The sequence below is a fragment of the Streptomyces hebeiensis genome, from assembly GCF_052983195.1.
Genome location: NZ_CM129812.1, coordinates 1,937,800 through 1,962,784, shown reverse-complemented (window position 1 = coordinate 1,962,784; position 24,985 = coordinate 1,937,800). Strand labels below are relative to the sequence as shown.

General features: G+C 72.9%; 9 protein-coding genes and 1 pseudogene. 5 read left to right on the top strand and 5 right to left on the bottom strand.

The window, feature by feature from the left end; genetic code table 11:
* Positions 1-113 precede the first annotated feature (113 nt).
* The gene (locus ACU6P3_RS08380) at positions 114-1,166 is read right to left on the bottom strand and encodes an NAD(P)-dependent alcohol dehydrogenase (protein ID WP_447196569.1); all 1,053 of its coding nucleotides are present in this window, start codon (positions 1,164-1,166) and stop codon (positions 114-116) included.
* A gap of 95 nt (positions 1,167-1,261) precedes the next feature.
* Between ACU6P3_RS08380 and ACU6P3_RS08375 the strand changes: the two genes are divergently transcribed.
* The 4 genes from ACU6P3_RS08375 to ACU6P3_RS08360 all read left to right on the top strand — a co-directional run bounded on the left by ACU6P3_RS08375 (position 1,262) and on the right by ACU6P3_RS08360 (position 7,725).
* Positions 1,262-1,849 (top strand): TetR/AcrR family transcriptional regulator, encoded by a 588-nt coding sequence (locus ACU6P3_RS08375; protein ID WP_447196568.1) that lies wholly within the window; start codon positions 1,262-1,264, stop codon positions 1,847-1,849.
* A gap of 398 nt (positions 1,850-2,247) precedes the next feature.
* On the top strand, positions 2,248-3,552 hold the full coding sequence (locus ACU6P3_RS08370) for a sensor histidine kinase (RefSeq protein WP_447196567.1): 1,305 nt from the start codon (positions 2,248-2,250) through the stop codon (positions 3,550-3,552).
* Positions 3,549-4,247 (top strand): response regulator, encoded by a 699-nt coding sequence (locus ACU6P3_RS08365; RefSeq protein ID WP_447196566.1) that lies wholly within the window; start codon positions 3,549-3,551, stop codon positions 4,245-4,247. The genes ACU6P3_RS08370 and ACU6P3_RS08365 overlap by 4 nt, the downstream gene beginning before the upstream one ends.
* Before the next feature lie 271 nt (positions 4,248-4,518).
* A complete protein-coding gene (locus ACU6P3_RS08360; RefSeq protein ID WP_447196565.1) occupies positions 4,519-7,725 on the top strand; it encodes an efflux RND transporter permease subunit in 3,207 nt (1,068 codons plus the stop codon).
* A gap of 91 nt (positions 7,726-7,816) precedes the next feature.
* Here ACU6P3_RS08360 and ACU6P3_RS08355 read toward each other — a convergent pair.
* Positions 7,817-8,719, bottom strand: a pseudogene (locus ACU6P3_RS08355) (non-reducing end alpha-L-arabinofuranosidase family hydrolase); the annotation flags it as partial.
* 318 nt (positions 8,720-9,037) lie between these two features.
* Here ACU6P3_RS08355 and ACU6P3_RS08350 point away from each other — a divergent pair.
* On the top strand, positions 9,038-9,451 hold the full coding sequence (locus ACU6P3_RS08350; protein ID WP_447196564.1) for a hypothetical protein: 414 nt from the start codon (positions 9,038-9,040) through the stop codon (positions 9,449-9,451).
* A 126-nt stretch (positions 9,452-9,577) separates the two neighbouring features.
* Here the strand turns inward: ACU6P3_RS08350 and ACU6P3_RS08345 are convergent, their stop codons facing one another.
* The 3 genes from ACU6P3_RS08345 to ACU6P3_RS08335 all read right to left on the bottom strand — a co-directional run bounded on the left by ACU6P3_RS08345 (position 9,578) and on the right by ACU6P3_RS08335 (position 24,665).
* Positions 9,578-10,456, bottom strand: a complete 879-nt coding sequence (locus ACU6P3_RS08345; protein ID WP_447196563.1) for a TauD/TfdA dioxygenase family protein — start codon at positions 10,454-10,456, stop codon at positions 9,578-9,580.
* A 62-nt stretch (positions 10,457-10,518) separates the two neighbouring features.
* Positions 10,519-20,451 (bottom strand): SDR family NAD(P)-dependent oxidoreductase, encoded by a 9,933-nt coding sequence (locus tag ACU6P3_RS08340; RefSeq protein ID WP_447196562.1) that lies wholly within the window; start codon positions 20,449-20,451, stop codon positions 10,519-10,521.
* Positions 20,451-24,665 (bottom strand): non-ribosomal peptide synthetase, encoded by a 4,215-nt coding sequence (locus ACU6P3_RS08335; protein WP_447196561.1) that lies wholly within the window; start codon positions 24,663-24,665, stop codon positions 20,451-20,453. The genes ACU6P3_RS08340 and ACU6P3_RS08335 overlap by 1 nt, the downstream gene beginning before the upstream one ends.
* Positions 24,666-24,985 lie beyond the last annotated feature (320 nt).

Sequence of the window (24,985 nt, the reverse complement as noted above, 5' to 3'; positions counted from 1 at the left end):
CTGACATGTCTGGGTCCGCGCACGTGGCCGCGCCCGCGTGCCGGGGCACGGGGCCCGCGCGACGCGGCCGTGGCCGAGTGGCACCGGCTCGCTCCCGCCCGGGTCCCCGCCGCTCAAGCCGGTCCGTCCAGATCGGACATGTCGAGTACGAAGCGGTAGCGGACGTCGCCTCGCCCGAGCCGGTCGAGCGCCTCGTTCACGCGCGCCGAGGGCAGCAGCTCGATGTCGGCGGTGATGCCGTGCTCGGCGCAGAAGTCCAGCATGGCCGCGGTCGCGGGGATGCCGCCGCTGCCGGCCGAGCTGAGCTTCTTGCGCCCGATGAGCAGGTCCACGGTCTCCACGGTGACGGGGCCGAGGTGTCCGACCTGGCTCAGTGTCCCGTCCATGGCGACCAGGCGCAGGTAGGGGCCGAGGTCGTGCGGGGCGGAGATGGTGTCGATGACGACGTCGAACCGGTCGCGAGCGGCGGCCGTCCCCGCCGGGTCCGTGGCGACGACGAGGCCGTGGGCGCCGAGCCGGCGGGCGTCGTCGGCCTTGTCCGGTGAGCGGCTGATGACCCAGGTGTCGGCGCCCATCGCCGCGGCGATCTTGACCGCGAGGTGCCCCAGACCGCCCAGCCCCGCCACGGCGACCCGGGTCCCCGGCCCCACGCCGAGGGAGTGCAGCGGTTCCCAGACGGTGATCCCGGCGCACAGCAGGGGCGCGGCGGCGGCCGGGTCCAGGCCGGCGGGCAGTCGGTGGACGAACCGGTCGCGCACGACGTACTCGCGGGAGTAGCCGCCCAGCGTGGTCGATCCGTCGTGCCGGTCGGTGCCGCCGTAGGTCAGGGTCGGGAAGGCGTGGCAGAAGTTCTCCTGACCCGCCCGGCACATGGCGCACTCGCCGCACGAGTCGACGATGTTGCCCACCGCGACCGGGTCGCCGACGGTGAAGCGGGCGACCTCGGACCCGGTCGCGGTCACGACGCCCGTGAACTCGTGTCCCGGCACCAGGGGCCGGCCCGCCGCCTCGTCGTGCGTGCGGACGGAGTGCAGATCGGTGTGGCAGACGCCGCAGTAGTCCACACGGACCGCGAGGTCGTCGGGGCGCAGGTCGCGCCGTTCCAGCGCCGCCCTTCGCAGGGTCGCGGCCGGGCCCTCCGCCCGCCAGCCGGATGTGGATCGCATGGAGTACTCCCTCAAACAGACCGTTCGGTTTATTCACCGTAGCCCCGCACGGGACGGATAGGCAAACCGACTGTTCTGTTTGGTATAGTCGGCCCATGTCCGACCAGCCCCTGACCGCGCGCGGAGCCGCGACACGTCGGCGCATCCTCGACGTGGCGACCCGGGAATTCGCCGAGCACGGGATCGCCGGGGCGCGCGTCGAGCGCATCGTGGCCGCCGCACGCACCAACAAGGCGCAGCTCTACGCGTACTTCGGCAGCAAGGAAGGGCTCTTCGACGCCATCTTCTTCGGCTCGCTCGAGCGGATCATGAACGTCGTCCCGATCGACGCCGGCGACCTCGCCGACTGGGCCGTGCGCCTCTACGACGAATACCTCCGCCGCCCCGACCTCATCCGGCTGGCCACCTGGGCGCGCCTGGAACGGCGTCCGGCGGGCCACCTGGTCGCCGACGCCGACCGCCTCGACGACCACAAGCTGCGCGCCATCGCCGAGGCGCAGGCCGCGGGACTGGTGCGGGAGGGGGACCCGTTCGACGTGATGGCCGTCGTCATCGCCATGTCCATGGCGTGGTCGCCGGTGAGCAACGTCTACGCGGCGACCGCCGAGGAGCCGCCGGAACTCCACGAGCGCCGCCGCGCCCTGCTCCACGAAAGCGTCCGCCGAGCCACGGCGCCCGGGTAACTCCTCGACCGGGTGCGGGTCGCGGATCCGGTGGCCGCCGTCTTCTGCGTCCGGTGTCGCGATACGCGGAGGAACGAGCGTGAGAGGTGGCGAGCCCCGGGCACGAAGCGCCCTGGAACGACGCCCGGCGACCACCCCCGATCGCCCTCGCCCCTCGCCGTGCGCGGTGGGTGACAGCCGCCTGCCGCTCTCCGGTGGGCGCGGCGGAGGAGCACCCCGCCGCGCCGGCACGCCGGCACCCCGGGCATCCCCGCCGCGCCGGCACCCCGCCGTGCCGGGCACCAGCACCCGCCCCGCGTCCCGTACCCAGCCGCACCCGTACCGTCGCTCCCGGCGGACAATGGCTCCGCACCCCGGCCCGGCCGGCCCGGCCACCACCCCCGACGGAGGCGACCGACGTGACCCCCCTGGCCCCCGCCTTCGCCCGTACGCGGTTCTGGTCCCGCTCGCATCCGCTCGCCGTCGACGGGTGCCTCGCCACCGCCACGCTCGTCGTCATGGTCATCGGGGCGTTCGCCGAGCCGCACCGGGGGCCCCACGGGCCCACCTTCGACACCCGTACCCCGGACGTCGCCGGCATCGTCCTGATCGTGGTCGGTGCCCTCGCTCTCGCCTTCCGGCGGCGCGCGCCGCTGGCGGTGCTGGTGGGGACCGGCGGGATCACCCTCCTCGACCTGCTCACCGGCAGCCCGCCCACCACCACGTCGTTCAGCGTCGTCATCGCGCTCTACACCGTCGCCGCCCACACCGACCGCCCCACCACCTGGCGCGTCGGCCTCGCGACCATGACCGTGCTCACCGCCGTGGCGATGTGGACCAGCCCGGGGCCGTGGTACGCGCAGGAGAACCTGGTGATCTTCGCGTGGACCGGGATGGCCGGCGCGGCCGGGGACGCCGTGCGCAGCCGGCGCGCCTTCGTCGACGCCATCCGGGAGCGTGCCGAACGCGCCGAACGCACCCGCGAGGAGGAGGCCCGCCGCCGGGTCGCCGAGGAGCGGATGCGCATAGCGCGGGACCTGCACGACGTCGTCGCCCACCACATCGCGCTGGTCAACGTCCAGGCCGGGGTCGCCTCCCACGTCATGGACAAGCGTCCCGACCAGGCGAAGGAGGCGCTCGCTCACGTACGGGAGGCCAGCCGCTCCGCGCTCGACGAACTGCGCGTCACCGTCGGCCTGCTGCGCCAGTCCGGCGACTCCGACGCGCCCACCGAACCGGCGCCGGGCCTCGCGCAGCTCGACGCGCTGCTGGACACCTTCCGCAACGCGGGACTGCCCGTCACGTACGTGACGACCGGCCTGACCGGACCCCTCGGCCTGCCCGCCGGCCGTCTCCCCGCCGCCGTGGACCTCGCCGCGTACCGGATCGTCCAGGAGGCCCTGACCAATGTCCGCAAGCACGCGGGCCCGTCCGCCAAGGCCGAGGTCAGCGTCGTACGGGTCGGCCCGGCCGTCGAGATAACGGTCCTGGACGACGGCTCGAACGGGGCCCCCGGCGAGACCGCCGGCATGACCCCCCACATCGCCTCCGGCGGCCACGGCCTGGTCGGCATGCGCGAGCGCGTCACCGCTCTCGGCGGCACCCTCAGCGCCGGACCCCGCTACGGCGGCGGCTTCCGCACCCAGGCGATACTGCCGGTCGAGCCGGCCGGTCACACCGAGGACCGGGCCGGTTGCCGTACGGGGGAGGACGGACGGGAATGACGGAGAAGAAGATACGGGTGGTCCTGGCGGACGATCAGGCCCTGCTGCGCAGCGCGTTCCGCGTGCTCGTGGACTCGGAGCCCGACATGGAGGTCGTCGGCGAGGCCGCCGACGGCGCGCAGGCCGTGGCCGTGGCCCGGTCGGCCCGCGCCGATGTCGTCCTGATGGACATCCGGATGCCCGGTACGGACGGGCTGGCCGCCACCCGCATGATCAGCGCGGACCCCGATCTCGCCGGGGTGCGCGTGGTGATGCTGACGACGTTCGAGGTCGACGAGTACGTCGTGCAGTCCCTGCGGGCAGGCGCCGCGGGCTTCCTCGGCAAGGGCGCCGAGCCGGACGAACTGCTGGGCGGCATCCGCATCGCCGCCGCCGGTGAGGCGCTGCTGTCGCCCGCCGCGACGAAGGGCCTGATCGCGAGCTTCCTCGCCCAGGACGGTGCCGGCGCCGACGGCGAGGCGGCCACCGGCGCGTACGCCGAACGCCTGGCGGCCCTCACCGGGCGCGAACGCGAGGTCCTGGTCCAGGTCGCGGGCGGTCTCTCCAACGACGGGATCGCGGAGCGGCTCTCGGTCAGTCCGCTGACCGTCAAGACGCATGTGAACCGGACGATGGCGAAACTGGGTGCCCGCGACCGCGCGCAATTGGTGGTCATCGCCTATGAGTCGGGCCTTGTACGTCCAAGGGTGGAGTGAGCCCCCGCCTCCGCGTACTCCAAGCGCGGTACGCGGCGGTCAAGGAAATGGACCTGGGGCCTACGAAAGCGGTGCCGGGGATGGCTGATCGTAGAGATGGGCCGTTGTTCCCTTCCGTTCCATGACGGGTTCCATGACGGGTCCACGACGGGCCATCCGTGTCCGGCAGGCTTCGCGCCACAGCGTGCGGTGCCCGGCACGGGCGGCTCGCGCCGGGCCGCCGGGGGGCCGCAGAGCCCAGCCGCCGCGTACACCACAGAAGAGAGACCCCATGTCCTGGCTGTCGAAATTCAGCCTCGCGCAACGGGCCCTGATCGGTCTGATGTCGATCATCGCGATCGTCTTCGGGGCCATCGCGATACCCCAGCTCAAGCAGCAGTTGATGCCCTCCATCGAGCTTCCGATGGTCTCGGTGATCGCCCCCTACCAGGGCGCCTCCCCCGATGTCGTCGAGAAGCAGGTCGTCGAGCCGCTGGAAGACTCGATCAAGGCGGTCGACGGCATCAGCGGCGTCACCTCCACGGCGAGCGAGGGCAGCGCCGTGATCATGGCCAGCTTCGACTTCGGCGGCGGCGACAACAAGCCGCTCGTCGCCGACATCCAGCAGGCCGTGAACCGCGCCCGCGCCCAGCTGCCCGCCGACGTCGACCCGCAGGTCGTGGCCGGCGGCACGGACGACATCCCGACCGTCGTCCTCGCCGTCACCTCGGACAAGGACCAGCAGGCACTCGCCGGCCAGCTGGAGCGCACCGTCGTGCCCGCGCTGGAGGACATCGACGGCGTCGGCCAGGTCAGCATCGACGGTGTCCGTGACCTCCAGGTCGCCGTCACGCCCGACGACAAGAAGCTCGCCGCGGCGGGCCTGAACACCATGGCCCTCTCCGAGGCCCTGAAGGCCGGCGGCGCCACGGTCCCGGCGGGCGCGTTCGACGAGGACGGCAAGAGCCGTACGGTCCAGGTCGGCGGCGGCTACACCTCGCTGAAGCAGATCGAGGACCTGCGGATCACGCCCCCGGCCGGCGCGGGCGCGGCCCCCGGCGGCGCTGGCGGCGCCGGTGGCGCGGGCGCCGAGCCCGTACGCCTCGGGGACATCGCCAAGGTCGAGCAGAAGCAGGCCGCCGCGACCTCCCTGACCCGTACGAACGGCAAGCCCAGCCTCGCCGTCTCGGCCACCATGGACAACAACGGCAGCGCCGTCGCGATCTCGGACGCGGTCCAGGACAAGCTGCCCGGCCTGCGGACGGACCTCGGTTCCGGCGCCGAGCTGACCGTCGTCAGCGACCAGGGCCCGGCCGTCTCCAAGTCGATCTCCGGCCTGACCACCGAGGGCGTGCTCGGCCTGGTCTTCGCGGTCCTCGTGATCCTGGTCTTCCTCGCCTCCGTCCGCTCGACGCTGGTCACCGCGGTCTCCATCCCGCTCTCCGTCCTCCTGGCGCTGATCGTGCTGTGGACGCGTGACCTGTCGCTCAACATGCTCACCCTGGGCGCCCTGACCATCGCGATCGGCCGGGTCGTCGACGACTCGATCGTCGTCCTGGAGAACATCAAGCGGCACCTCGGCTACGGCGAGGAGCGGCAGCACGCCATCCTCACCGCGGTCAAGGAGGTCGCGGGCGCGGTCACCTCCTCCACCCTCACCACCGTCGCCGTGTTCCTGCCGATCGGTCTGGTCGGCGGCCTGGTCGGCGAGCTGTTCGGCTCGTTCTCGCTGACGGTGACGGCGGCGCTGCTCGCCTCCCTGCTCGTGTCGCTGACGGTCGTACCGGTCCTGTCGTACTGGTTCCTGCGCGCCCCCAAGGACATCGACGGGGTCGACCCCGAGGAAGCCCGTCGCCTGGCGGAGGAGAAGGAGAACCGCAGCAGGCTCCAGCGGCTGTACGTGCCGGTGCTGCGCTTCGCGACCCGCCGCCGCGTCACCAGCGTGGTCATCGCGATCGTCGTCCTGTTCGGCACGTTCGGGATGGCACCGCTGCTCAAGACCAACTTCTTCGACCAGGGCGAGCAGGAAGTCCTGAGCGTCAAGCAGAAGCTCGCGCCCGGCACCAGCCTGGCGTCGGCCGACGCCGCCGCGAAGAAGGTCGAGAAGGCCCTCGTCGGCATCGACGAGGTCAAGGACTACCAGGTCACCATCGGCTCCTCCGGCTTCATGGCCGCCTTCGGCGGCGGTACGGGCGCGAACCAGGCGTCGTACCAGGTGACGCTGAAGGACTCCGCGTCCTACGAGAAGGCCCAGGAGAAGATCGAGAAGGCGCTGGCCGGGCTCGACGGCGTCGGCACGACGACCATCAGCGGCGGTGACGGCTTCGCCGGCCAGGACCTGAGCGTCGTGGTCAAGGCATCCGAGGCGGACACGCTGCGCAAGGCCGCCGACCAGGTCCAGGGTGCCGTCGCCGACCTGGACGACGTCACGGACGTGCAGAGCGACCTGTCCCAGAGCGTCCCGCGCATCTCCGTGAAGGCCAACGCGAAGGCCGCGGAGGCCGGTCTGAACGACACCGCGATCGGCGGGGCCGTCGCCCAGGCGGTCAGCGGCACGCGGTCGGGCACGGCGGTCCTGGACGACACCGAGCGCGATGTCGTGATCACCTCGGCCGAGCCGGCCACGACGGTCGCGGAGCTGAAGAACCTCCCGCTCGGCCCGGTGAAGCTGGGTCAGGTCGCGGACGTGAAGCTCGTCCCCGGTCCGGTCTCGATGACCCGTATCGACGGCGCGCGCGCCGCGACGATCACCGCCCGGCCCACCGGCGACAACACCGGCGCCGTCAGCACCGAACTCCAGACGAAGATCAACGCGCTGGACCTGCCGGAGGGCGCGACCGCGTCCATCGGCGGTGTCACCGAGGACCAGGACGACGCGTTCGTGAACCTCGGCCTCGCCATGCTGGCCGCCATCGCCATCGTGTTCATGCTGCTCGTCGCGACGTTCCGGTCGCTGGTGCAGCCGCTGATCCTGCTGGTGTCCATCCCGTTCGCGGCGACCGGCGCGCTCGGCCTGCTGATCCTGACCGGTACGCCGATGGGCGTCCCGGCGATGATCGGCATGCTGATGCTGATCGGCATCGTGGTCACCAACGCGATCGTGCTGATCGACCTGATCAACCAGTACCGGGCCCAGGGCCTGAGCGTGGTCGACGCGGTCGTCGAGGGCGGCCGCCACCGGCTCCGCCCGATCCTGATGACGGCGCTGGCGACGATCTTCGCGCTGCTGCCGATGGCGCTGGGCGTCACGGGCGAGGGCGGCTTCATCGCCCAGCCGCTGGCCGTGGTGGTGATCGGCGGTCTGGTGACCTCGACCGTCCTGACGCTGCTGCTGGTGCCGACGCTGTACGCCGTGGTGGAGCTGCGCAAGGAGCGCCGGGCCGCGAAGAAGTCGGCCAAGCGCGCGGCGAAGCGGGGCGGCGGGGACGAGGGCCCGGGGGCCTCGGGACCGGCCGGCGCCCCGGCCTCGGAGCCGGACCCGGAGCCGGTGAACGCCTGAGGGGTCCGCTGACACCCAGGAGTTGAGAAGCCGACTCCCAGGAGCTGAGAAAGAGGAACCCCGGCCGGTGCACGGCCGGGGTTCCTCGCGTTCAGCGCTGGAGCGTGAGGACACCCGGCCGCCAGGGCAGCTGGTCGTAGGGGCCGCCCGCGGAGGGCGACTTGCCCTGGTAGAGGAACTGCAGGTTGCAGGGGTCGACGGTCATGGTCTGGTCCGGGTTGTTGCGGACCAGGTCACCGTGGCTGATGTCATTGGTCCAGGTGGCACCGCTGTTGGCCTTGCCCGCGAAGGGTTTGCTCTCGCTGACGGCCTGCGGGGTCCACGAACCGCTCAGGCTGGAGGCCGTGAACGAGCGGAAGTAGCGCCCGTTCGCACCCATCGCCTCAACGATCATGAGGTACTGGTTCTGGTCCTGAAGCTTGTAGACCTGCACCCCTTCGAACAGGTTGTTCCTCGAGTCGCTCATGATCGTCGTGTACGACGAGCCGAAGTTGCCCGGGAAGTTGCCGATCGGCATGCTCGCCCGGTAGATCTTGCCGTTGTCACCGGCGAAGAACAGGTACATGTTCTGGCCGTCGGCGATCAGGGTCTGGTCGATCGGGCCGGTTCCGGAGTCGGGGAGGCTGCCGGTGAACAGCGGCTGCGGCGAGGACCAGCCGTTGGGGTTGGTGGGGTCGCTCGACGTGCGGTAGATGAAGGGCCACGCCCCCCACTGGTACGCCAGCACCCAGATGTTCTTGGGCGCGAAGTAGAACAGCGTGGGTGCCACGGCGGCCTGGCTCATCCCGGCCTGGCCGGCCGACGCCATGTCCGACCAGTTCGTGAAGGGGCTGAACCTCATCGAGCCGTAGGACGATCCCGACACGTTCGACGCGTAGACCAGGCGCTTGCCGTTGTAGTTCACGCTGGTGAAGTCCTTCAGTGAGACCCACCCGTTCGCCGGCTGCGCCAGCGCGCCCGTCGATGTCCACCGGTACGTCGACGGAAGGGAACACGCGCTGGTGGCCGCCTGGGCCGGGTTGACGACGAGCGTCGCCGCTAATGAGACCAGGGCCGCGACCGTGGCGGAGAGCGCTACGGACAGGTGTTTGCGGCTGAAACTTCCTCTGCGCATGAGGACCTCTGATTCTTGAGTGGGAGGTGTCCTGTCATGGAGCGGAGCGGGACCGGGATGTTCGAGATGTCGAACAAGGGTCGACTCATCGAGCAAGCTGGATGATAGGAGGCCGCGGAGCGGCGTCAATACCTCTCGCAATATTCGCGAGCAACGTCGAAAGGTTTCGGGGTCCGAGGGTCCGCGTACGCTCGGCCGGTGCGCTTTCGAAACGTGTTCCTGACATTGTTCCTGCTGCCGCTGTTCGCCGGCCTGGTCTACTTCGCCAAGGGGGCGTCGGTGCCGGACACCGTGGAATGTCCCGGCCTGCTCCTCGGCGAGGACGGTGAGGAGCACGGCGTCCTCATGCGGCCGGGCGACCGCTCGGTCTGCCACCTGTACGACTACCCCACGGCACGCTCGACGGGCAGGCGCGACTACGAGGAGCAGGCGACCGCGCAGGCGGACGAGCGGATACGTGACTACCAACTCGGTGCGGCCCTCGCCGGATACGGCGTGACCGGGCTGTTCTTCGTCGTCTCGGGTCTCGGCCCGTGGCGCGGGTCAAAGGCCGCGGTCGCGGTCCGGGCGGACGCGGGACAGGGCGACGACCGGCACCGGGAGGAACCGTAGTGCTGTCGCCGCCGCTGCCGCCGCTGCCGCCGCTGCCGCACGCGCATGGCCGGGGCCCGTCACGGCCGGTGTCTCACGGCCGGGTCTGTCACGGCCGGGGTCTGTCGCGGTCGGGCCCGGGGCCCGTCACGCCCGGGGGCGCGTACCGTCGATGGCGACGCGTCGGCCGTAGCGCGAGTGCGGGAAGTAGTCCCAGACAGCGTGGTGCTGGACACAGCGGTTGTCCCAGAACACCAGCGTGTTCGGCTGCCAGCGGACCCGGCAGTGCAGTAGGGGTGTCCGCGCGATGTGGGTGTAGAGCATCTCGAGGACGGCCGTGCTCTCGGAGCGGGAGAGCTGGGTGATGTGCGAGGTGTAGGGGGCGTTGACGAAGAGGATCTTGCGGCCGGTGTCGGGGTGGCGGGCCACGACCGGGTGTTCGTTGCGCGGCACGTCGTACTCGGGCGGCGGGGTCTGGCCCTGTGTCAGCCAGGGAAGCGCACCGTCGTGCACGGCGGTCAGCCCGTCCAGGAACGTCTTCATCGCGGGCGACAGCATCTCGTAGGCCAGATGCATGTTGGCGAACAGGGTGTCGCCGCCGCTGCCGACCTCCGGGACGCGGGTGATGTGGAGCATCGAACCGAGCGACGGCTCGGCGTCCGCGGTGCCGTCGGCGTGCCAGCCGTTGCCGGCGATCATCCGGGAGTCCTTGTTCGCGCTGATCTCCAGGATGTACGGGTCCGAGCCCTCCGCCGGGAGGGCCACGGGGTGCAGCGGGCCGAAGAGAGCGGCGAACCGCTTGTGGTCCTCCGGGGTGAGGCGCTGGTCGCGGAAGGCGAGCACGTGGTGGGTGAGGAAGGCCTGTTTGACCTCCTTCTCCTGTTCCGGTGTCAGCTCCTTGGAGAGGTCGAGCCCCGTCACCTCGGCGCCGAGCAGCGGGGTCAGCGGGTCGACGGCGAAGCTGTCGTACGTCTCCCGCGGGCGGGTGGTGACGCTTTCGACGGCGTCCAGTGCGAACTGTTCCATGCGGGTTCTCCCGGGAGGGGGCAGGGGGGCAGGGGTCTCTTTCCGGACACGCTCTCCGGGGATCAGCCGGTATCGCTGTTGATCGACCGGGCGATGTGGCCGGTGTGGGGCCAGGCGACGAGCTCGTAGTGGGTGGCGTCCACGTGGTGCGTGCGTGAGCCACCCGGCAGGACGCGCGCCCAGTCGCCCGCCCCGGTCCGCCCCGCCGACGGCGACGGCAGACCGGTGACCGCCCTGGTCGCCAGCCACAGGGTGCTGGGAGTACGTGTCAGCTCGGGCGGCCGGTGGGCGGCCAGGCCCGCGAGGTTGGCACGGCAGCAGTGGGCGAGCCGCTCGGCGTAGGCCTGTCCCGGTCCGGAGAGCGGGGACCGCCCGCCGTTGCCGCGCAGTTCGTGCTCGAAGACCGTCCGGATGTCCTGCTCGGCGTAGCCGCTCAGGAGAGGGCCGGCGTCCGGCGGCGGCGGGTCCAGGAGGTAGAGCTGTTCGACGGGGCGGCCGGCGCTCTCCGCCTCGCGGGCCATCGACAGGGCGACCCAGGCGCCGAACGACCAGCCGCCGAGTAGGAAGCGGGTGCCGGGTTCGGGGAACCGGGCGCGCAGCGCGGCGTCGTAGAGGGCCGCTCTCCGGGTGACAGACCAGGGCGGCAAGTCGGGGTCGCGCAACGCGGGATCCGGGATCAGACAGACCGTCAGCCGGGAGGAGAGCGCCGAGACCAGGGGGCGGTACGCCTGGATGTCGCCGCCGATGGGATGGACGAGACACAGCACGTGGGGCCCGTCGCCGTGCTGCCACACCTCGACGGTCACCGGGTCCGAAGCCGGTGCCGGGTCCGAAGCCGGTGCCGGGGCCGACGCGGGTGCCGGGGCCGATACCTGGGCCGGGACCGGCGTCTGGGCCGGGACCGGCGCCTCGGCTTCTGCCACCTCTGCCGTGTTCGCCGCGCTCACCTTCCGGTTTCCGGCGTCCGTCCGGCCGTCGAGACGGGCCAGCACCTCGTTCAGGGTCACCTGGTGGCTGAGCCGGGACAGTTCGATGTCGACTCCGTACCGCCGTTTCACCTCCGACAGCAGGTCGAGGAGGGTCAGGGAGTCGGCCCCGAGGTCGTAGAGGCGGGCGTCCGGGTCCAGGGTGTCGACCCCGAGCAGGTGGCACAGGACGCCGGTGAGCTCGACGGCCGCGGACGGGTCGGCCGGTCCGGGAGGCGAGGCCGACGCCTCGTGGGGGACAGCCGGTGCGCTCGTAGCCGTGCCCGTGCCCCTGCCCGTGCCCGTGCCCGTGGCAGTGGCCGTGCCCGTGGCCGTGTTCATGGCCGTTCTCGTGGCTTCGTAGAAGTACCGGGACTCCTCCAGCGGCGTGGTGGAGACCAGCAGGTGGGGCAGTTGGAGCCGGAGGGCGTCGGAGAAGACCCGCAGGGCCTCGTCGGACGACAGGCCCGCCGCCAGGTGCGCCTGGTGGCGGGCGTCGGTGGCGAGGGCGGAGCGCGCCATGCCGGCGTCCCGCCACACGTCCCAGCCGATGCCTATCCGCACGGTGCCGCCCGGGTCGTCGGGGGCGAGGTGGGCGAAGGCGTCTAGCGCCGCGTTCGCCGCGGCGTAGTCGAACTGGCCGACCCCGCCGAGCGTGGCGGCCATGGACGAGCAGTAGACGGCGTAGCCGGGACGGTGGGTGGCGATCAGGCGTTCCATCAGGAGCGCGCCCCGCAGCTTGGCCCCGGTCGCGTGCCGCATGGCGTCGCCGTCGCGGCGCACGAGGAGACCGCCCGCCGCCGTGCCGACCGCGTGCACGATGCCGTCCAGCCGGCCGGCGTACGGTGCGAGCCGCTCCAGTACGGTGTCCAGCGGCTCCAGGGCCAGATCCGCCTCGACGAGCGTGACCCGACCGGCCCACCGGGCGAGGGCGGGCGGCAGGACCGGCCGGCGCGCGAGCAGGACGACGTGGGCGTCGGACCGCTGGAGCAACTGGGCGGCGACGGCGCTGCCGATGCCTCCGGTGCCGCCGAGGACGAGATGGGTGCCGGACCCTTCCGTGAGCACGGCCGGGGTCCGCCGGGCGGGCGGGCCGACCGGCTGCTGGACGGCACGCCACCAGTAGCCCCGGCGCAGTGCGAGCCGCCTGGGTGCCGTCCCGGCCAGGGCGTCCGTCTCCGTGACCGTCTCGGTGAGCAGGAGGGGCAGCAGGTCCGCCCAGTCGGACGGGAGGGCGCCGGGCAGGTCCAGCCACCGGGTGTCCAGCTCCAGTTCCTGGCGGGGTGTCTCCAGCGCGCCGGCCAGCAGCCCCAGTTCGGGACGCCGGACGTGATCGCCGACCGGCTGGGCTCCGTGGGAGAGCCACCAGACGCGAGGGCGACGGGCCCGCTCCGTCCGGGCCAGGGCCCGGCACAGGGCGGCCGGGGTGTCGAGGCAGGCGTGCCGGGCGCGCTCCAGTGACTGCTCGCCGACCGTTCCGCCGACGCCGAGCGGCAGGGCGTGCAGCCACTCCACGGCGCCGCCCGTGGCCGCGGCCTCCCGGGTCACCGCCTCCACCAGCTCGATGAGGGAGTCGGGGTCGGCCGGGTCCACCTCGTAGCGGCTGGGCGCGAGACGGGCGTACGCCTGCCCCGCCGTGACGTGCACGAGCCGGGTGTGGTCGTCGTCGAGGCCCTTCCAGTGCTCCGGTGGGGAGCCGGCGTCGGCGACGACGACCACGTGGCGCACGGACCGTGAGCCGGCGCCCGCAGACGTGGCGCCCGCAGAGCCGGCGCCCGCAGAGCCGGCGGTGACGGGGGAGGCGGTGACGGGGGTGGCGCGCCGTATCCGTACCCACTCGGTCTGGTACAGCCACTGGTCCTCCGGCGCCCTGGCCGGGACCGGTGCGTGTGCGTCCACGTCCGGTGCGTGGGCGCCGGGCCGGCGGTCGTCGGGCGCGGGCCGGGGCTCGTGGGGCGCGGGCCGGGGGGCCGTGGCCCTGGGGAAGTCGTGGTCGGTCAGGTCGAAGGAGGGCGGCGGGAAGTCCCAGGGGGCGGGCGCGGGACCCGCGGGCCAGTCGACGGCCGCTCCCGCCGCCCATGCCTCGGCCAGTTCCCCGGCCGGGGCGTCGGCCGGTATCGGGGGCGGCGGTGCGGCGGCGGCGCGGCCGTACCCGGCGCCGGTCGTCGTCCCGGCCGCTGTCCCGGTCGCCGTGCGCAGCCAGGCCACGGCGGTCGCGGCGTCCGGGCAGACCGCCGCCGCACGGTGCGCCAGGGCTGGCCGGCCGGCCTGAAGATGGCGCAGCACCTGTGCGTAGGTCTCCGGCCGGGCGGTCAGATAGTCGGCGACGCGCCGGGCGTCCGCGCGCAGGGCACGGTCGCTGTCGGCGGACAGGACGAGGCACGGAACGGGCGGGGGCACCGTGACCGCCGCAGTGACGGCCGCCGGAACTGTCGCCGTGGCCGTCCCGGCGGTCGCTTCGGCGGTCGCCCCGGCGGTCACTTCGCCCGGGTGCTCCAGGACCAGGTGGGCGTTGGTGCCCCCGATACCGAAGCTGCTCACCGCGGCGACGCGGGGGCGCCCGGCCGGCCAGGGCCCCGCGGCGGCCGGGACGTGGAAGGGGGCCGGATCGTCGCCGATCTCGGGATTCATCCGGCGGAAGTCGATCGTGGGCGGGACGACGCCGTGGTGGACGGCGAGCACGGCACGCACCAGGCCCACCACGCCCGCGGCGGCGCCCGTGTGCCCGATCTGGCTCTTGACCGAGGACACGGCGCAGACCGAGGACTCGGGGAGGTCGAAGGCCTGCCGCAGCGCGCCGATCTCGACCGGGTCACCGAGGCGGGTGGCGGTGCCGTGGGCCTCGACGTAGCCGATGTCGGAGCCGCGCCGGCCGCTGCGCCGCAGGGCGGTGCGGATCACCTCGCGCTGGCCCGCGAGCGACGGGGCGCTGTAACCGAGCTTCTCGGAGCCGTCGTTGTTCAGGGCCGAGCCGGTGATGGCCGCGTAGACGGTGTCGCCGTCGCGCAGGGCGTCGCGCAGGGGCTTGAGGACGACGACGGCGACTCCGCTCGCGCCGACCGTACCGGCGGCGTCGTCGCTGAAGGGCCGGCAGTGGCCGTCCGGGGAGAAGATGTGCTGGGGCCGGTAGCGGTAGCCGTCCGTCAGCTGGGTGTCGACGAGTACCCCGCCCGCGAGCATGACGTCGGCGTCCCCCTGCCGCAGCAGCCCGGCCGCGACGTGGACGCCCACCAGCGAACTGGCGCAGGCCGCCTGCACGGTGAACGCGGGCCCGGTCAGGCCCAGGTGGTAGGCCGCCTTGGTGGCGAGGTAGTCCTTGTCGTGGTGCAGGGCCAGCCGGAAGCCGTCGGGCAGGGCGGCCGGATCGGCCTCGCGCAGCATCGCCTGGAAGTACGTGTTCTCCCCGCAGGCCGCCACGAGGCCGACGCGTCGCCGGCCGGGCGCGGCGATGCCCGCGTGGGCGAGGGCCTCGACACAACTCATGAGCATGTGTCGCTGCTGGGGGTCCATCAGCCGCGCGTCCTGGCGGCTGATACCGAACTTCTCCGGGTCGAAGGACAGCAGCCCGTCCAGCTGGCTGCGCGCCCCGACGAGTCCGTCGGCCGCGGGGAAGTACGCGATGCCGCTTCCGCCCGTGGTGACCATCTGCCAGAAGGCCGCCAGGTCAGGAGCGCCCGGCAGCCGGACGGACATGCCGATGACGGCCACGGGCTCGTCCGCCGCCGTCTCGGGCCGGTGGTGGTGTGCGGTCCCGCCGGATGACCGGGGGGCCGCCTGGAGGAAGCGGTTGAGGCGGCGGACGGTGACGTGCTCGAAAAGGTCGGCCACCGTGAACGTGAGGCCGAGGTCCGTGCCGCAGCGCAGGTGGAAGCGCATCAGGTCCAGACTCGTGGCGCCGGCGTCGAAGAATCTCTCGTCGGGGCCGACGGGTCTGCCGGTCACCTCGTGGAACAGGGCGCACAGCCGGGCTTCGGCCGCCGGGAGCCGCGCCGGGGGAGCGGCCGCCGTCCGCAGTTCGTGCCCGGGCGCGGTGAGCGCCGCGCGACGGTCGAGTTTGCCGCTGGGCGTGCGCGGCAGCGCCGGCACCCTGCGGAACGCGCGGATCCGTACGTGAGCGGGCAGCAGTCCGGCGAGATGGCCGGTCAGTTCCTCGGTGCCGGGCCCGTCGCCCCGGCACCGCAGTACGGCCACGAGCCCCTCGTCGGCCTGGGCCACGACGGCTCCCACGATGTCCGGGTGCGCCAGCAGCGCCGCCTCGACCTGCCCCAACTCCAGCCGGTGACCGCTGAGTTTGATCTGGTCGTCGTCACGGCCGTCGTAGTGGAACAGGCCATCGCCGTCGACGTGCGCCAGGTCGCCGGTCCGGTAGCAGACGCCGACGCCGGGCACCTCGACGAAGCGTGTCCTGTTGAGCTCCGGGTCGCCGAGGTAGCAGGGCGCGGCCATCGCTCCACCGATCAGGAGGTGGCCGGTCGCGCCCGGAGGGACGGGCTCGCCGGTGTCGTCGACCACTCGCAGGTGAGCCCCCGCCACCGGGCGCCCGATGGCCGGCCGCAGCGGCCACCGGGCGGGGTCGCCCTCCAGGCACAGGCCGCTGACGACATGCGTCTCGGTCGGACCGTAGTGGTTGAACAGGCGGGCACCGGGCATGCCGGCGAACCAGCGGCGGATGGCGTCGGTGCACACCAGCTGCTCGCCCGCGGTGATCACCTCACGCAGCCGGGAGGGGAAACGTCCCTGGCGGACGGCGTGCTCGGCCAGCAGTTGCAGAGCGACGTACGGCAGGAAGAGACGCTCGACGCCCGCGGACTCCAACTGCTCCAGCAGGGCGGGCATGTCGTGGCGCCACGCGGGGTCCACCCGGTGCAGCAGTCCGCCCGCGCAGAGCGTGGTGAAGATCTCCTGGAAGGACACGTCGAACGACAGCATCGAGAACTGCTGGGTGACCGCGGGCACGCCGAGACCGCCCTCGCGGGTCTGCCAGTGCAGCAGGTCGCACAGGGTACGGTCCGGGACGTCCACGCCCTTGGGCGTGCCGGTGGAGCCGGAGGTGAAGAGCGTGTAGAGGGGCCGGAGCCCCTGGTGCGCGGGTGCCTGTGCCCGCGCCTGCGTCGGCGACGGGGTCGGGGTCGGAAGGGCCGGGGAGACGTCGGCCAGAGTGACGGCGCGCCGTGGCAGTCCGGCCGGGGCGATCGCGTCCACGTCCGCCTCTCCGCCCGGGGCCACCAGGATCGCCAGGGGTTCGGCCTGGCGCAGGATCTGCCGCAGCAGGGCCGGAGGGTAGGCGGGATCGAGGGGTACGACGGTGAGATTGAGGCGTGCGGCGGCGAGCAGCGCGACGACGTGTTCCGCCGACGGCGGCAGGTGCAGCGCGATGCGGGCCGGTGCCGCGGGATCGGACGGGGCGGGGTGGTGGCGGCGCAGTTCGGCGGCGAACGCCGCGGCGTGGGCGTCGAGTTCGGCGTAGGACAGGGTGCGGTCGCCGACGGCCAGCGCGGGTGCGTCCGGGGTACGACGGACCTGGCGCGCGAAGCCCTCGGCCACCGTCGCGAAGGCGGGCGCCGGGCCGCCGGCGTCGAGGGCGGGCCCGCGCCCGTGGTCGGGGAGGGACCGGCGGTAGGGGGCGACGAGGTCGGTGAGCGTGGCTGTGGTGCCCGTCGTTCCTGTCGTGCCGGTGGTTCCTGCTGTGCCAGTGTTGCCGGTGGTGTTCGTGGTGAGCAGGTCCACAGCCTGGCGGAAGATCTGGGCCGCCGCCCGGACGCGTTCGCTGTCGAACTGCCCTTCGGCGTACTCCCACAGGCAGTCGAAGCCGGACTCGCCCTCGACGACGGAAAGGGTGAGAGCGCACTTGGCCCCGGCGGGCTCGGGCCAGAGGGGGCTCACGCGGCAGCCGGGCAGTGCGAGCGCGTCGAATTCCGTGTTCTCCAGGACGAACATGAAGTCGAAGGGCGGGCCGTCGTCGCGGAACCGGTGGTCGGTCAGCGCGTCGGAGAGTGCCACGTCCTGCCGGTCGAGGACCTCCCGCACCGCCGACGCCTGCCGGCGCAGTTGCTCGGTCAGCCCCTCACGCGGCGCGAGGGCCAGGGGCAGCAGCACCGTGTTGGCGAACATGCCCACGGTGGACGCGAACTCCGCCACCGGCCGCCCCGCGACGGGGGCGGCGACGAGCGGGCGGGTCTGGCCGGTCACCGCGTACAGGCTGAAGGCGTACACGCTCAGCAGCAGTTGGAAGCGGGTCAGGCCGAGGTCCGCGCACAGACGGTCGAGCCGGGAGCGCTGGAGGAGATCGAGCGACGTGCGCAGCAGCCGGCCCGCGCCCGCGCCCACGCCGGCGGCGGTCGCCGGTGCGAGCGGTGGCGCCGTCGGCTCCAGCTGCCCGTAGTGGTGCTGAAGTGCGGCGCGTTGCGCGCGGTAGGCCGGGGTCCGGTGCCATGCGCTCTGCCACAGCGCGTATTCGACGGGGCTCGGCTGCGGTCCGGCGTCCGGTACGCCGTCCGGTACGCCGTCCAGTCCGCCGTTCGGACCGGCGATCGGCTCGGGAGCGAGGCCGGGGGCGCAGGCGTTGGTGAGGTCGGTGGTGAGTTCGCGGAACAGGACGTTCAGGGACCAGCCGTCGACGGCGATGTGGTGCAGGTGCAACAGCAGAACACCGGAGCCGTCGGCGAGCCGGAGCAGGCCCGCTTGCAGCATCCGCGGCTCGGCGAGGTCGAAGGCCGGGGCGAAGAACCGGCGGGCGGCGCCGCGCCAGTCCTCGTCCTCGCGGACATCGGCCGCGCGCCAGGGGTCGTACGGCTCACCGATCCGCTGGCTCAGCCCGTCGGGGGCGGCGTGGTAGGAGGTGCGCAAGGCCGGGTGCCGGGCCACCAGACGGCGCAGCGCCTCCCGCAGGGCGGTGATGTCGGGCGTTCCCTCCAGGCGGAAGGCGAGCGGGACGTCGTAGGCCCGGTTGCCGGGATCGCGCCGGTCGAGCAGCCACAGGCGCTGCTGTTCGGCGGTGGCCGGCGCGACGCGCCGTCCGGTGGGGGCGGGAACGGGGGGATGACGGAGGGCCGCCTCGTCCGCCCCCGCCGAGAGAGCGTCGGCCAGCGCGGCGAAATCGGCCCGCAGGACGAGCGACTGGGGCAGTTCGACGTTCCAGCGGCGGCGGACCTCGAAGCGCAGCCGCAGGGCCTTGAGCGAGTCGCCGCCGTTCGGGATCCACCGGTCGTCGGGGCGCAGGCCGGGCACGTCGAGGATCCGCTCCGCCAGGTCCAGGAACCGCCGCTGGGCGTCGGTCACCTCGCCGTCCGCGGTGCGGGCGCGCCGCCACGGCTCGACCTGGGATTCCAGCAGGGCCGACTCGTCGGTCTTGCCGTTGGCGTTGAGCGGCAACGCGTCGACGAGGTGGGAGCGGTGCGGGCGCATGTACGGCGGCAGCGTCGCCGTCACATGGCGGTCGTACTCCTCGAAGGTCAGCTCGTCGCGCAGCACCAGGTAGGCCAGCAGTTGGTGGGCGCCGTCGGCGTCCCGGCGGACGCAGACGCGGGCCTGCCGTATCGCGGGATGCGCGGTGAGCCGCCCTTCCACCTCGCCCGGTTCGATGCGGAAGCCGCGTACCTTGACCTGCCGGTCCGTCCGGCCGACGTACGTGATCGAGCCCGTGGCGTCGCACCGCACCAGGTCGCCGGTGCGGTACCAGCGCCGACGGCCGCCGTCGTGCCAGGTCAGGCGGACGAAGCGGCGGGCGGTCTCCTCGGGCAGGTTGCGGTAGCCGACGGCCAGGCCCTCGCCGGCCAGGTGGAGTTCCGCGACCTCGCCCGGTTCGGCGGCGCGCCGGCCGTCGACGACCAGCAGGGCGCCGGTGGCGGGGAGGGGACGACCGACGGGGACGACGTCGCCGTCGAAGTCCCGGGGGATCGGGTGCCACAGGGCGAAGGTGGCGCACTCGGTGGGGCCGTAGACGTTGTGGAGCCGGGTCGCACCGTCTGCGCCGGCTGCGTCGTATGTGTTGTCTGCGGTGTCTGCGGTGTCTGCGGTGTCTGCGGTGTCTGCGGTGAATGTGTGGCTCGGGTTGTCCGCGTACCAGCGGCGTATACGGGTGGCGTTGAGCTGTTCGCCGCCGATGAGGACCTGTCCGACGGTGGAGAAGCAGTCCGGGACCTGGTCGACGGTGGCGTTGAACAGCGCTGTGGTGATGAAGACGACGTCGATGCGGGCCCGCCGCAGGGCGTCCGCCAGCAGGGCGGGGTCCTGGGTCTGCTCCTCGCTCAGGACGACGTGGGTGCCGCCGGTGAGCAGCGGTACCCACACCTCGAAGCTGACCGCGTCGAAGGCGGGGTTGGACATACCCGCGTAGCGCGCGCCCTCGGCCAGGCGGATGTACCCGGGGCGGGCGAGCCGCAGGATGCCGGCGTCCCTGACCTCGACGCCCTTGGGACGGCCCGTGGTGCCGGAGGTGTAGAAGAGGAAGGAGGCGGCGCTGTCAGCGGTGGGTGCCGCCTCCTCGACCTCCCCGCGGACCTCACGTTCGTCCGTGGGCTCGGCGTCGGGTGCGGGCTCGGCGTCGGGTGTGGTGAGCAGGTCGGCGGCGCGCAGGGGGACGACCGACGCGGAGACGCCGGACATCGCGGCGTGCGGGTCTTCGGTGGTGTGGGGGCCTTCGGCGGTGTGCGGGAGGTGCGCGTCGCCGGAGCCGTTCCCGCCCTCGTGCACCAGCGCCACCGCGGCGGAGTCGTCGAGTATGCGGCGGCGGCGGTCGCCCGGGCTCTGGGCGTCCAGCGGCACCACCGTGGCGCCGGCCCGGCGTATGCCCAGCATGACGCAGACCAGTTGCCACGACCGCGGCAGGCAGACCGCGACGGCCTGTCCCTCGCGGACACCGCGGGCGCGCAGCCCTCGGGCCACGGCGCCGCTCAGCCGGTCCAGCGCGGCGTAGTCCAGGACGCGTTCGCCGTCCACGACAGCGGGGGCGGACGGGGTGCGGCGTGCCCGGCCGAGCACGGCGGCGGCGAGTGGTGACGGCTGGGGGCGGGCCTCGTCGGAGCGGTCCATCACACCGCCTCCACCGAGGCCGTGGCCGCCGTGCGCGGCGTGGTGAGCGCGTCGAGCTCGTTCTCGATCACTTCGGCCACGCGCCGGGACTCGGCGCTCTCCAGCATCTCCCAGTGGTCGCAGTTCAGCGGCTCGACGCGGAAGCCGCCTTCGGCGCGGCCCCGCCAGAAGTCGCGCACACCGGCGAGGAACGGGGTGTCGGGGCCGTCCCCGACGGCCTGGACCAAGGTCAGCCGGGCCGGCGACGGAGCCGGCGTGTGGTCGCGCGCGGTCAGCCGGTTGTGGTTGTAGACGCGGAAGTACTGGTCGATCTGCTCGTCGTCGATGCCCGGGTACATGCCGTTGAACCTCACCAGCTTGTCGCGGAACTCGGCCATGTCCACCGGGGCGAGTGCGGCCCGTGCCGCGGGATCGTCGGTGGCCTGCGTGTCGAGCAGCACGACGCCGACGTCGCGCCGGCCGGCTCGCGCCAGCCGTCGGCCCATCTCGTGGGCGACCAGGCCCCCGTACGAGAGGCCGGTGAGTACGAGCGGGCCGTCGCCGGCCGGTTCGACGAGCCGGAGGTAGGCCTCCGCCATGGCCTCGACGCTGGGCAGGAAGTCCTCCCCCGGGTTCACGCCGGGGGACTGGATGCCGTACAGCCCGACGCTCTGCGGCAGTGTCCTGGCGAGGGCCAGATAGCAGAACGCGGTGCCGCCGGCCGGATGGACACAGACGACCCGCCCGTGGCCGTCACCCTTGCGGAATTCGACCAGGCTGCTCGGCGGCGGGCCGGACGCGCCCCGCCTGACGAGTCCGCCGAGGGCTTCGACGGTGGGATGGAGCATGATGTCGCGGATCGGGATCGACGCGCCGAGCCGCTCGCGCACCGCGTGGGCCATCTTGATGGCCGACAGGCTGGTGCCGCCGATGTCGAAGAAACTGTCGCGGATGCCGAAGTCGGCGTGGAGCAGTACGGACCGCCATATCTGATAGAGAGTCAGCTCTATGTGGTCGCGGGGGTTGGCCAGGTTGACCTGTCCCGGGGCGGCTTCACCGGCCAGCCGGAGCAGCGCCTCGCGGTCGAGCTTGCCGTTGCGGCTGAGCGGCAGGGCGGTCAGGTCGACGAACGACGCGGGAATCATGTGCTCCGGAAGCCGGTCGGCGAGGGCGGCACGCCACTCGTGCGGCTGCCGCGCGGGGGTGTCCCCCCGGCCGACACCGGCCACCAGGCGGACCTCGCCCGCGGCGTCCCGGTCGGCCAGCACGGCCGCCTCGCGCACTCCCGGGACCGCCAGCAACGCGGCCTCGACCTCGGCCGGTTCGATCCTGAAGCCCCGTAGTTTCACCTGGTCGTCCGCGCGGCCCAGGTGGACGGCGTTGCCGTCGGGCAGGCGTCGCGCCAGGTCCCCGGTGCGGTAGACACGCTCGCCCGGGACGAAGGGATCGGGCAGGAATCGATCGTCCGTGAGATCGGGGCGGTGCAGGTAGCCCGCGGCGAGAGAAGCGCCCCCGAGGTAGATCTCGCCGACGACCCCGACCGGTACCGGCCGCATCCGCTCGTCGAGGAGGTACATGCGAGTGCCGGCGAGCGGGCGTCCGATCGGGCACGGACGTTCCAGGGGTTGGGGATCGTAGTAGGCGGTGCTGTAGACGGTCGCCTCCGTCGGCCCGTAGCCGAAGCAGACACGCAGGCCGGGAAGATGCTGCCGCAGGCGGTGCAGGGCCGCCTCGGGCAGGGACTCCACACCGGTGAGCAACTGCCGCAGCCGCAGCCCCGCCAGCCGCCGCTCCGGGTCCTCGTCGATCCACCGGATGTACGCCGGGGGCAGGAAGGCCTGCACGATACGGTGCTCGCGCAGCCATTCCATCAGCGCCTCGGGGTCGCCGCGCAGCCCGTCGGGGACGACATGCAGTTCGCCACCGGTCGTCAGCGGCACCAGCAGCTCGTGCACCGAACCGTCGAACCCGATGCTCGACCACGCGGAGGCGGGCTCGCCCGGCGCGTCCCCCATGCGCGCCCGCCAGTTGTCGAGGAGATTGAGGACGCTGCCGTGGGTCACGGCGACGCCCTTGGGGCGGCCGGTGGAGCCGGAGGTGTAGATCACGTAGGCCAACGCGGACGGGTCCGGGGCCGGGCCCGTCGGCACCGCGCCGCACGCTTCGGCTTCGGCTTCGGCCCCGGCTTCGGCTTCGACGGCTTTCACGTCCAGCCACACGCCCGGACGCCGGTCGGCGCCGGTCGTGTCATCGGCGTCGCGGGCGCGGTCGCTGAGGATCAGCGCGGGGGCCGCCTCCTCGATCATGGCCGCGAGCCGGCCTGCCGGCTGCCCGGGGTCGAGCGGGAGGTACGCCGCACCCGCCTTGAGGACGCCGAGCACCCCCACCACCAGTTCCGTCGAGCGCCCGGTGTGCAGAGCGACCACCTGACCGGGGCCGACACCTCGGGCGATCAGGGCCTGGGCGAGACGGCCGGCGCGGCGGCCCAACGTGGCGTAGTCCAGCCGCTCGTCCCCGCACACGAGCGCCGTCTGCGCGGGCCGGGCGCGTACCTGCGCCTCGAACCGCTCGACGAGGCCGTGCCCGTGGGCGGGGGAGGGCAGGACATCGCCCGTGGCCGCGTCGGCGGTGTCGCCAAGATCGGCGGCATCGGCGGTGTCCCCGGGATCGGCGGCGTCGGTGAGATCGGCGGCATCGGTGGCACCGGTGGCGTCCCAGTCGGCGAGCAGCCGCCGCCGCTCCTCGGCGTCCATCAGCTCCAGATCGCCGATGTGCGCTTCCGGCCGGGCCACCATGTCCGTCAGCACATGACGCAGAAACCGTACGTACCGCTGCGCGGTCTCGTGGTCGAACAGGGCCCGGGCGTAGTCGAGATGGCCGACGGTACGGCCCTCCGACTCGGTGAACGACAGGGCGAGATCGAACTTCGCGGGCGCGTGCGGGATGTCGAGCGGTTCGACATCGATGTCAGGAAGGTTCAGCATGCCCCGACGCTCGGGCACCCAGGCGCACATGGTCTGGAAGAGAGGGGTGTGCGCGACGCTGCGGGGCGGATTGACGAGTTCCACGATCCGCTCGAAGGGCAGCTCCTGATGGGCCAGCGCCGCGCGAAGGACGCCCCGCACCCGCTTCAGCGCGGTTTCGGCCGTGGGGTCACCGGACAGATCGACCCGCAGGGGAAGCGAGTTGACGAAGAAGCCGATGAGCCCCGCGACACCGCCGCGGCGGCGGTTGGCCGTCGGGGTGCCCACGACGAGGTCGGTCCTTCCGCTCAGCCGGGACATCACGATGAACCACCCGGTCAGCACGGCCACGAACAAGGTCCCGCTGTGGCGGCGCGCCAGGCCGCGCAGCGCGGCGGTGAGGCCGGCGTCCAGGGTGAACTCCACGCGGCCGCCCCGGTGATCCTGCTCGGCGGGCCGCGACCGGTCGGTGGGCAGATCGGACAACGGTGGTGCGTCACGGAGGTGCTGCTGCCAGTAGGCGGCTTGTGCGGCGAGGTCGCCGTACCGCGAGGCCTCACCGGGCCGCGAGTCCTCACCGAGGACGCATGCCCGCTGGGTGCGGGCGTGCTCGGCGTACTGGAGCGGCAGTGGCGGCAGCGGGTCGGGCTCCTGACGGAGCAACGCCGTGTACAGGGAGCCGAGTTCCCGCATCATCACGCTCATCGACTGGCCGTCGAAGACGGAGTGGTGCAGGGTCAGCAGGAGTACGTGGTGGCCGTGCCGGCCGCGTTCGAGGGTGACCACGCGCCCACGGGCCAGCGGCCCCCGGGCGAGGTCGAACGGCGTGGTCGCTTCCTCCCGCCGCATGGTGTCGAGCCGGGCGCCGGCGTCGGGCAGTCCGGTGAGGTCGTGGACGGTGAGCGCGAAGCCGGTGTCCGGCGGGTCGATCCGCTGGTGAACCTCCCCGTCCACGGCGACGAGACGCGTGCGCAGTGTCTCGTGGCGCGCGACCAGCGCGTCGAGGGCGAGGGCGAGGAGAGCCGGGTCCACCGGTCCGCGCAGGGCGAACGCCATGGGCTCGTTGTAGGCCTCGTTGGCACCGGGGAGCTGAGAGAGGAACCACAGCCGCTGCTGGGCGAAGGAGGCGGGAACCGGTCCGGAAGGGGCGGGGAGTCCGGTGTCCGGCGCGGGTCGTACGGAATCCGTGGGCCCGCCGCCGTGCGCTGCCGCGGCGTCATGGGAGGCGAGAACCTGGGGGGCGTGCTGCGGAGCGCGGGGGGTGTGTTGCACCGACAAAGCTGGTTCATCCCGTCTGCAGAGTTCTGATGACGCACGTCACGGATGCTGTTCAGCCGGCACTCGGGGCCCGCTACTCCACGATTCGTCCGATCCGTGGGGGAGGTGAGGTGCGTGAGCCTCCAGGGCAGTCGCGTTCGTCGGCGATGTGCGGAAGGGCACCGAGTGCCGGGACCGCTCGCGGAAGCGCGGTGGACAACGTTGCCATCAAGTCATGGATCACTGCTTCGACTTCGGCGCCCCGCGTCGGCATGCTGCGCACCAGCCTCCTAGACATCGGCGCCCGCACGGTGCGGACGCCCCACCTGAACACC

What these genes read in the sequence shown, in the direction of transcription:
- ACU6P3_RS08345 (WP_447196563.1), bottom strand. Translation starts at nt 10,456, where the DNA reads ATGGAACAGTTCGCACTGGACGCCGTCGAAAGCGTCACCACCCGCCCG.
- ACU6P3_RS08365 (WP_447196566.1), top strand. Translation starts at nt 3,549, where the DNA reads ATGACGGAGAAGAAGATACGGGTGGTCCTGGCGGACGATCAGGCCCTG.
- ACU6P3_RS08340 (WP_447196562.1), bottom strand. Translation starts at nt 20,451, where the DNA reads ATGGACCGCTCCGACGAGGCCCGCCCCCAGCCGTCACCACTCGCCGCC.
- ACU6P3_RS08360 (WP_447196565.1), top strand. Translation starts at nt 4,519, where the DNA reads ATGTCCTGGCTGTCGAAATTCAGCCTCGCGCAACGGGCCCTGATCGGT.
- ACU6P3_RS08380 (WP_447196569.1), bottom strand. Translation starts at nt 1,166, where the DNA reads ATGCGATCCACATCCGGCTGGCGGGCGGAGGGCCCGGCCGCGACCCTG.
- ACU6P3_RS08375 (WP_447196568.1), top strand. Translation starts at nt 1,262, where the DNA reads ATGTCCGACCAGCCCCTGACCGCGCGCGGAGCCGCGACACGTCGGCGC.